This is a genomic window from Frankia sp. AgB32, from assembly GCF_023243045.1.
Classification (GTDB): Bacteria; Actinomycetota; Actinomycetes; order Frankiales; family Frankiaceae; genus Frankia.
In genome coordinates this window covers 19992-29455 of record NZ_JALKFX010000043.1, presented here as the reverse complement: position 1 = coordinate 29455, position 9464 = coordinate 19992, and the positions used below count along the sequence as shown (strand labels likewise).

The following is a 9464-nucleotide window of genomic DNA, read 5'->3' as shown; positions in this document are numbered from 1 at the left end:
CGCCCCCCCGCGTTTCGGGCGCGCCCCCGGGCGGCCGCCCGGCGGGGGGGGCCCCGCGGGTGCGCCGCCGGATCAGCGGAAGTCGCCCGTGCTGCGGTAGTCGAACTCGTCCAGCGGGACAGCCTGGCCGGAGCCCGTGCCAAAGGCGCCGTACTCGACGCTCGCGCCGTCCTCGTACGCGCCGACGGAGTACATCGCCGCGCGGGCCTCCTCGGTCGGCTCCACCCGGATGTTGCGGTACCGGGAGATGCCGGTGCCGGCCGGGATCAGCTTTCCGATGATGACGTTCTCCTTCAGGCCGACGAGCGAGTCCGAGCGGGCGTTGATCGCCGCGTCGGTGAGCACCCGTGTCGTCTCCTGGAAGGAGGCCGCCGACAGCCACGACTCGGTGGCCAGCGACGCCTTGGTGATGCCCATCAGCACCGGGCGGGCCGACGCCGGCTGACCGCCGGTCTCGACCACCCGACGGTTCTCGGACTCGAACCGGGCCCGCTCGCACAGCTCACCGGGCAGCAGGTTGGTCTCACCCGACTCGAGCACGTTCACCCGCTTGAGCATCTGGCGGATGATGATCTCGATGTGCTTGTCGTGGATCGACACACCCTGCGACCGGTACACCTCCTGGACCTGCTCGACCAGGTGGAGCTGGACCTGGCGCGGGCCGAGGATGCGCAGCACCTCGTGCGGGTCGACGGCGCCGTCGACGACCTGGTTGCCGACCTCGATGCGGTCGCCCTCGCGGACGCGCAGCCGGGACCGGCGGGAGACCGGGTAGGCGATCTCCTCGCTGCCGTCGTCCGGCACCACCACGACCTTGAAGGTCTTGTCGGTCTCCTCGATCTTCACGCGACCGGAGACCTCGGTGATGGGCGCCTTGCCCTTCGGGCTACGCGCCTCGAACAGCTCGACGACACGCGGCAGACCCTGCGTGATGTCGTCGCCGGCGACGCCACCCGAGTGGAAGGTACGCATCGTGAGCTGGGTGCCCGGCTCGCCGATGGACTGCGCGGCGACGATGCCGACGGCCTCGCCGACGTCGACGAGCTTGCCGGTGGCCAGCGAGCGCCCGTAGCACTGGGCGCACACCCCCATCCGGGACTCGCACGTCAGCGCCGAACGGACCCGCACCTGCTCGATGCCGGCCTCGATGATCTGGCCGATGGCCACGTCCCCGGCGTCGGTGCCGGCGGGGACGATGATCTCCCCGCTCTCGTCGACCGCGTCGGAGGCGAGCGTGCGGGCGTACGCCGAGGTCTCGGCGTAGCGGTCGCGCACCAGCGTGCCGTCGGCGCCGGCGCGGGCGATCCGGGTGAGGATGCCGCGCTCGGTGCCGCAGTCCTCCTCGCGGACGATGACGTCCTGGCTGACGTCGACGAGCCGGCGGGTCAGGTAGCCGGAGTCGGCGGTACGCAGGGCGGTGTCGGCCAGGCCCTTGCGGGCGCCGTGCGTCGAGATGAAGTACTCGAGCACGGTGAGGCCCTCGCGGAAGTTCGCCTTGATCGGCCGCGGGATGATCTCACCCTTGGGGTTGGAGACCAGTCCACGCATGCCGGCGAGCTGCCGGATCTGCATCATGTTTCCGGCGGCCCCGGAGTTGACCAGCACGTAGACCGGGTTGGTCTTCGGGAAGTTCGCCTCCATGGCCTCGGCGATCTTGTTCGTCGCCTCGGTCCAGATCTGGACCAGCTCGCTGCGGCGCTCCTCGTCGGACAGGAAGCCGCGATCGAACTGCTTCTGCACCCTGTCTGCCCGCTGCTCGTACTCGTCGAGGATCTCGGCCTTGCGCGGCGGCGCGACGACGTCCTCGATGGCGACGGTGACACCGGACCGGGTGGCCCAGTAGAAACCGGCGCTCTTCAGGGCGTCCAGGGTCGCCGCGACCTGGATCTTCGGGTACCGCTCGGCCAGGTCGTTGACGATCGCGGCCTGGGCCTTCTTGTTCAGCTGCTCGTTGATGAACGGGTAGCCCTCCGGCAGCGCCTCGTTGAGCAGGCAGCGGCCGAACGTGGTCTCCAGGGTGAAGTGATCCCCGGTGATCCACTCCGCGGGCGGCGTCCACTCCGACGGCGGGGTGGTGTCCCGCAGCCGCACGTTGATCTTTGCCTGCAGCCCGATCTCCCGCGCGTCGTAGGCCATCTGCGCCTCGGCGACGGAGGAGAACGAGCGGCCCTCGCCGATCGCACCGTCGGACAGCGTCGAGAGGTGGAACACCCCGGTGACCATGTCGAGGCTGGGCATCGCCAGCGGTCGACCGGACGCCGGCGAGAGGATGTTGTTGCTCGACAGCATCAGGATCCGGGCCTCGGCCTGCGCCTCGGCGGACAGCGGCAGGTGGACCGCCATCTGGTCGCCGTCGAAGTCCGCGTTGAACGCGGTGCAGACCAGCGGGTGGATCTGGATGGCCTTGCCCTCGACGAGCTGCGGCTCGAAGGCCTGGATGCCGAGGCGGTGCAGGGTCGGTGCCCGGTTGAGCAGCACCGGGTGCTCGGTGATGACCTCCTCGAGCACGTCCCACACGACGGGCCGGGCCCGCTCGACCATCCGCTTGGCCGACTTGATGTTCTGCGCGTGGTTGAGGTCCACCAGGCGCTTCATCACGAACGGCTTGAACAGCTCCAGCGCCATCTGCTTGGGCAGACCGCACTGGTGCAGCTTGAGCTGCGGGCCGACGACGATGACCGACCGGCCGGAGTAGTCGACGCGCTTGCCGAGCAGGTTCTGGCGGAAGCGGCCCTGCTTGCCCTTGAGCATGTCGGACAGCGACTTGAGCGGGCGGTTACCGGGACCGGTGACCGGGCGACCGCGGCGGCCGTTGTCGAACAGCGCGTCGACGGCCTCCTGCAGCATCCGCTTCTCGTTGTTGACGATGATCTCGGGCGCGCCGAGGTCGAGCAGCCGCTTGAGCCGGTTGTTCCGGTTGATCACGCGGCGGTAGAGGTCGTTCAGGTCCGACGTCGCGAACCGGCCACCGTCGAGCTGCACCATGGGGCGCAGATCCGGCGGGATCACCGGGACGCAGTCGAGCACCATCCCCATCGGGGAGTTGCGGGTGTTCAGGAACGCCGAGACGACCTTGAGCCGCTTGAGCGCGCGGGCCTTCTTCTGGCCCTTGCCGCTGCGGATCGTCTCGCGCAGCGAGTCCGCCTCGGCGGCCAGGTCGAAGTCGGCCAGCCGGCGCTGCAGCGCCTCGGCGCCCATGCCACCGTCGAAGTACTGGCCGAACCGGTCGCGCAGCTCGCGGTAGAGCAGCTCGTCCGGCTCCAGGTCCTGGACCTTCATGTTCTTGAAGCGGTCGAAGACCCGGTCGAGGTCGTCGATCTTGCGCTGCGCGCGGTCGCGGATCTGGCGCATCTCGCGCTCGGCCGACTCGCGGACCTTGCGGCGCGCGTCGCCCTTGGCGCCCTCGGCCTCGAGCTGCGCGAGGTCGCCTTCAAGCCGCTTCTGCCGGGTCTCGACATCGGCGTTCTTGCGGTCCTCGAGCTGCTGCTTCTCGACGCCGATACGGGCCTCGAGAGTCGACAGATCGCGGTGGCGCGCGTCGGTGTCGACCCGCGTGATCATGTAGGCGGCGAAGTAGATGACCTTCTCGAGGTCCTTCGGCGCCAGGTCCAGCAGGTAGCCGAGGCGGCTCGGAACACCCTTGAAGTACCAGATGTGGGTGACCGGGGCGGCGAGCTCGATGTGCCCCATCCGCTCGCGGCGCACCTTGGCGCGGGTGACCTCGACGCCACAGCGCTCGCAGATGATGCCCTTGAAGCGGACCCGCTTGTACTTACCGCAGTAGCACTCCCAGTCCCGGGTCGGACCGAAGATCTTCTCGCAGAAGAGCCCGTCCTTCTCCGGCTTCAGGGTGCGGTAGTTGATCGTCTCCGGCTTCTTGACCTCGCCGTGCGACCACTGGCGGATGTCGTCCGCGGTGGCAAGACCGATGCGCAGTTCGTCGAAGAAGTTGACGTCCAGCAAGACTGTCGCCTGCTCTCTCTTTCTCGGTCGGGACGCTGGAGTCGGGCCGGCTCGCCGGGGGCCCGCTGCCGCCTCAGGGCAGGTGGGGCGGGCCCCCGGCGGCCGGTCAGACCTCCTCGACGCTGCTCGGCTCGCGCCGGGACAGGTCGATCCCGAGTTCCTCCGCCGCACGGAAGACGTCCTCGTCGGTGTCACGCATCTCGATCTGCACACCATCGCTGGAAAGCACCTCGACGTTGAGGCACAGCGACTGCATCTCCTTGATGAGCACCTTGAACGACTCCGGGATACCGGGTTCCGGAATGTTCTCGCCCTTGACGATCGCCTCGTAGACCTTGACTCGGCCCACGACGTCGTCGGACTTGATGGTCAGCAGTTCCTGCAGGGCGTAGGCGGCGCCGTACGCCTCCAGCGCCCACACCTCCATCTCACCGAACCGCTGGCCACCGAACTGCGCCTTGCCACCCAGGGGCTGCTGGGTGATCATCGAGTAGGGGCCGGTCGACCGAGCGTGGATCTTGTCGTCGACCAGGTGCAGCAGCTTGAGGATGTAGATGTAGCCGACGGCCACGGGGTAGGGGTACGGCTCGCCGGTGCGCCCGTCGAACAGCGTCGCCTTGCCGGAGGAGCCGATCAGCTGGACCCCGTCCCGGTTCGGCAGGGTGGAGTCGAGCAGGCCGGTGATCTCCTCCTCGCGGGCGCCGTCGAAGACGGGGGTCGCCACGTTGGTCCCCGGCGGGGCGGCGTCCGCGCCGATGCCGCGCAGCCGCTCCTTCCACTCCTCCTCGCCGGTGTCGACCTGCCAGCCGGTCTTGGCCACCCACCCGAGGTGGGTCTCCAGGATCTGGCCGATGTTCATCCGGCGCGGCACGCCGTGTGGGTTGAGCACGACGTCGACCGCCGTGCCGTCCTCGAGGAACGGCATGTCCTCGACGGGGAGGATCTTGGCGATGACGCCCTTGTTGCCGTGCCGGCCGGCGAGCTTGTCGCCGTCGGTGATCTTGCGCTTCTGGGCGACGTACACCCGGACCAGCTCGTTGACGCCGGGCGGGAGCTCGTCGCCGTCCTCGCGGGCGAACACCCGGACGCCGATGACCTTGCCGGACTCGCCGTGCGGCACCTTCAGCGAGGTGTCGCGGACCTCCCGGGCCTTCTCCCCGAAGATCGCGCGCAGCAGCCGCTCCTCCGGGGTCAGCTCGGTCTCGCCCTTCGGGGTGACCTTGCCGACCAGGACGTCGCCGGGCGAGACCTCGGCGCCGATCCGGATGATCCCGCGCTCGTCGAGGTCGGCCAGGACCTCTTCGGCGACGTTCGGGATGTCCCGGGTGATCTCCTCCGGGCCGAGCTTGGTGTCCCGGGCGTCGACCTCGTGCTCCTCGATGTGGATCGAGGAGAGCACGTCGTCCTGCACGAGGCGCTGCGACAGGATGATCGCGTCCTCGTAGTTGTGCCCCTCCCACGGCATGAAGGCGACCAGCATGTTCTTGCCGAGCGCCATCTCGCCGTTGTCGGTGCACGGGCCGTCCGCGATCGTCTGGCCGGCCTCGACCCGGTCGCCCTCGTTCACGATCGGCTTCTGGTTGATGCAGGTGCCCTGGTTCGACCGGCGGAACTTCGCCAGCCGGTAGGTGCGCCGGGTGCCGTCGTCATGCATGACGGTGATGTAGTCCGCCGAGAGGTCCTCGACCACGCCGGCCTGGGCGCAGACGACGACGTCGCCGGCGTCCTTGGCCGCGCGGGTCTCCATCCCGGTGCCGACCAGTGGCGCCTCGGACCGCAGCAGCGGCACCGACTGGCGCTGCATGTTGGAGCCCATCAGCGCGCGGTTGGCGTCGTCGTGCTCCAGGAAGGGGATCATGGCGGTCGCCACGGACACCATCTGCCGCGGCGAGACGTCCATGTAGTCGACCTCGTCCGGCGGGATGAACTCGACCTCACCGCCCTTGCGGCGGACCAGGACGCGGTCCTCGGCGAACGTGCCGTCGGGCTGCAGCGGCGTGTTCGCCTGCGCCTTGACGTGCCGGTCCTCCTCGTCCGCGGTCAGGTAGTCGATCTGGTCGGTGACCTGACCGTTGACCACCTTGCGGTACGGGGTCTCCACGAAGCCGAACGGGTTGACCCGCGCGAACGTCGACAGCGAGCCGATCAGACCGATGTTCGGGCCTTCCGGCGTCTCGATCGGGCACATCCGGCCGTAGTGGCTGGGGTGCACGTCGCGGACCTCGAAGCCGGCGCGCTCACGGGACAGACCACCCGGGCCCAGCGCCGACAGGCGGCGCTTGTGGGTCAGCCCGGCCAGCGGGTTGGTCTGGTCCATGAACTGGGAGAGCTGGCTGGTGCCGAAGAACTCCTTGATGGAGGCGACGACCGGCCGGATGTTGATCAGGGTCTGCGGCGTGATCGCCTCGACGTCCTGGGTGGTCATCCGCTCACGGACGACCCGCTCCATCCGGGCCAGGCCCAGGCGGACCTGGTTCTGGATCAGCTCGCCGACCGTGCGCAACCGCCGGTTGCCGAAGTGGTCGATGTCGTCGACCTCGTAGTCGGCCGGGTCGGCGCCCGCGTGCAGCTTGACGACGTACTCGATCGTGCGGACGACGTCGTCCTCGGTGAGGACGCCGACGTCGTGCGCCACGTCGAGGGAGAGCTTCTTGTTGACCTTGTAACGACCGACCTTGGCCAGGTCGTAGCGCTTCGGGTTGAAGAAGAGGTTCTCCAGCAGGGTCTGCGCCGACTCCCGCGTCGGCGGCTCGCCCGGGCGCAGCTTGCGGTAGATGTCCAGCAGCGCGTCGTCCTGGCTGGCCGTGTGGTCCTTCTCCAGCGTCACCCGCATCGACGGGAAGTCGCCGAACCGCTCGAGGATGCGCGCCTCGTCCCAGCCGAGCGCCTTGAGCAGCACGGTGACGGACTGGCGGCGCTTGCGGTCGATACGGACGCCGACCGTGTCCCGCTTGTCGATCTCGAACTCGAGCCAGGCGCCCCGGGAGGGGATCACCTTGCAGGAGTAGAGGTCCTTGTCCGACGCCTTGTCGAGGCTGCGCTCGAAGTACACCCCGGGCGAGCGCACGAGCTGGCTGACCACGACCCGCTCGGTCCCGTTGATCACGAAGGTGCCCTTGGGCGTCATGAGCGGGAAGTCGCCCATGAAGACCGTCTGGCTCTTGATCTCACCGGTGGTGTTGTTGGTGAACTCGGCCGTCACGAACAACGGGGCCGAGTAGGTCATGTCCTTGTCCTTGCACTCCTCGACGGAGTACTTGGGTGGCTCGAACCGGTGGTCCCGGAAGGACAGGGACATGGAGCCCGAGAAGTCCTCGATCGGGGAGATCTCCTCGAAGACCTCCTCCAGACCGGAGGTGATCGGAACATCGTCCCGACCCGAGTCGATGGCCTCCTGAACCCGCTCCGCCCAGGCGTCACTGCCGATCAGCCAATCGAAGGACTGCGTCTGAAGAGCAAGGAGGTCCGGGACCTCGAGGGGCTCAATGATCTTAGCGAACGAGATGCGGGAGGAAGAGCGCGAGGCGGCCAAGGTGGTCCTTCCGGTGGCCTGATCGTCGGGCTGGCGTCGCGGACGTCAAGGATCCGTCGGGGGTGGTCAGGTGATCAGTATCTCGCTACGGTTGTCGGGAACGGCGGCGGGGGAAGCCCGCCGGTGAGAGGATGACCGCGAGGCACCCGGGTGCGGCGGCCATACCGGGACATCCGGTGACCGGTCGTGCGGTCGCAGTCGACCCTCGTCCCGCAGCGGGAATCGTCGGTCCTGGCCCGTCGGTCCGCGAAACCGCAGGCGTACGGCAGGGCAGGCGTTCGGCTGACCGCGGGCATGCCAAAGCGCCGTCGCGGCGCGAACGCGCGGCGACGCCGGTGTCCGCTGAGAACAACGGGTCGGTGCACGGGCGTTGGGATCCTCGGTGTGGCTGCCATACAGCCGTGCCACGCACCAGCACGGCCAGCGCGCCCCCGACGTCATACCGATCCCCACCGCGGACACGGCTTCCGACCCTGCGGTCGGGCCGCCTGGCGGCGCGTACGGGACCCCCACTTCAGAGCCCAACCTCACCGCGAAACCGGTGTCGGCGGAGCCGATGCGACGAAAAGGGCAGCGCAAACTAGCAGTGTAGCCGACAGGCACACCGCTGGCAAGAACGTGCGTGGTAGGACCGCGCGGACGGAACGTTGCTCACCGCATCTGCTTCCCGACGAATGTTCGCGACATGATGGAACCTCGATCGACAGAGGCAGTCAACCCCCTTCGAAAAACGTCACGAACGGTTCGAGCCGCTCAACCGCCTACGTAGCAGCGTATCCGGGCGTTTCTCCCGCAAGACGCCACGTGCCGGGACACTCGGAGGTGCCCCGGCACACGGGTGAGCGCGGCGGCCGGCCCAGCTGGCCGGCCCGCCGACCTACTTGACGGAGACCGTCGCGCCAGCGCCCTCGAGAGCCGCCTTGGCCTTGTCCGCGGCCTCCTTGGCGACCTTCTCCAGGACCGGCTTGGGCGCGCCGTCGACGAGGTCCTTGGCCTCCTTCAGCCCGAGGCTGGTGAGCGCGCGGACCTCCTTGATGACCTGGATCTTCTTGTCACCGACGGACTCGAGGATGACGTCGAACTCGTCCTGCTCCTCGACGGCGGCAGCCTCGCCGCCCGCGCCACCGGCGACCGGGGCCGCGGCAACGGCGACCGGGGCGGCCGCGGTGACGCCGAAGGTCTCCTCGAACTGCTTCACGAACTCGGAGAGCTCCAGCAGCGTCAGTTCCTTGAACGCGTCCAGCAGCTCATCGGTCGACAGCTTCGCCATGATGGCGTGTTCCTTCCTCGTCAGGTCAACATGCTCGGGCCGGGCCCGACACGCGGGTCGGGCCGACCGCTGGGATCGGGGTGTGCGGGCGTTGGAGCGAAAGCGGAGTCCGCTACTCCGCGGTGGCCTCGGCCGGCTCGGCGGCCGGCTCGGCGGCCGGGGCCTCGCTGGCGCGCTGCTCGCGCAGCGCCTCGGCGAGCCGGGCGACCTGCGACAGCGGGGCGGCGAACAGGCCGACCGCGCCGGCCAGGGAGCCCTTCATCGCGCCGGCGAGCTTCGCCAGCAGGATCTCCCGGGACTCGAGGTCCGCGAGCTTGCGGATCTCGTCGGCGGACATCGCCTTGCCCTCGACGATGCCACCCTTGACGACGAGCGCGGGGTTCGCCTTGGCGAAGTCGCGCAGCCCCTTCGCCGCCTCGACCGGGTCGCCGGAGACGAAGGCGACGGCGGTCGGGCCGACGAACAGGTCGTCCAGCCCGGTGACGCCGGCCTGCTCAGCCGCGATCTTGGTCAGGGTGTTCTTGACGACCGCGTAGCGGGCGCCGTCGCCGAGGGTGCGGCGCAGCTCGGTGAGCTGGCTCACCGAGAGACCGCGGTACTCCGTGAGCACCGCGGCGGTCGAGGACCGGAAGTCCTCGGCGATCTCCGCCACCGCGGCGGCTTTCTCAGGTGTCGCCATGGGGCTCCTTCGGGGGTGTC

The 9464-nt window shown here is 69.1% G+C and carries 4 protein-coding genes; all 4 read right to left on the bottom strand.

All coding sequences use genetic code 11. The features are described 5' to 3' along the window. Nucleotides 1–72: 72 nt before the first annotated feature. The 4 genes from MXD60_RS15055 to rplJ all read right to left on the bottom strand — a co-directional run bounded on the left by MXD60_RS15055 (nucleotide 73) and on the right by rplJ (nucleotide 9444). On the bottom strand, nucleotides 73–3963 hold the full coding sequence (locus MXD60_RS15055) for a DNA-directed RNA polymerase subunit beta' (RefSeq protein WP_248819689.1): 3891 nt from the start codon (nucleotides 3961–3963) through the stop codon (nucleotides 73–75). A 106-nt stretch (nucleotides 3964–4069) separates the two neighbouring features. Next, on the bottom strand, nucleotides 4070–7495 hold the full coding sequence (gene rpoB, locus MXD60_RS15050; protein WP_248819688.1) for a DNA-directed RNA polymerase subunit beta: 3426 nt from the start codon (nucleotides 7493–7495) through the stop codon (nucleotides 4070–4072). Between the two features lie 877 nt (nucleotides 7496–8372). Beyond that, nucleotides 8373–8765 carry a 50S ribosomal protein L7/L12 gene (rplL, locus tag MXD60_RS15045; RefSeq protein WP_248819687.1) on the bottom strand — a complete coding sequence of 131 codons (393 nt, stop codon included), beginning with the start codon at nucleotides 8763–8765 and terminating at the stop codon, nucleotides 8373–8375. 112 nt (nucleotides 8766–8877) lie between these two features. Continuing rightward, on the bottom strand, nucleotides 8878–9444 hold the full coding sequence (gene rplJ / locus MXD60_RS15040; RefSeq protein ID WP_248819686.1) for a 50S ribosomal protein L10: 567 nt from the start codon (nucleotides 9442–9444) through the stop codon (nucleotides 8878–8880). Between the last annotated feature and the right edge of the window lie 20 nt (nucleotides 9445–9464).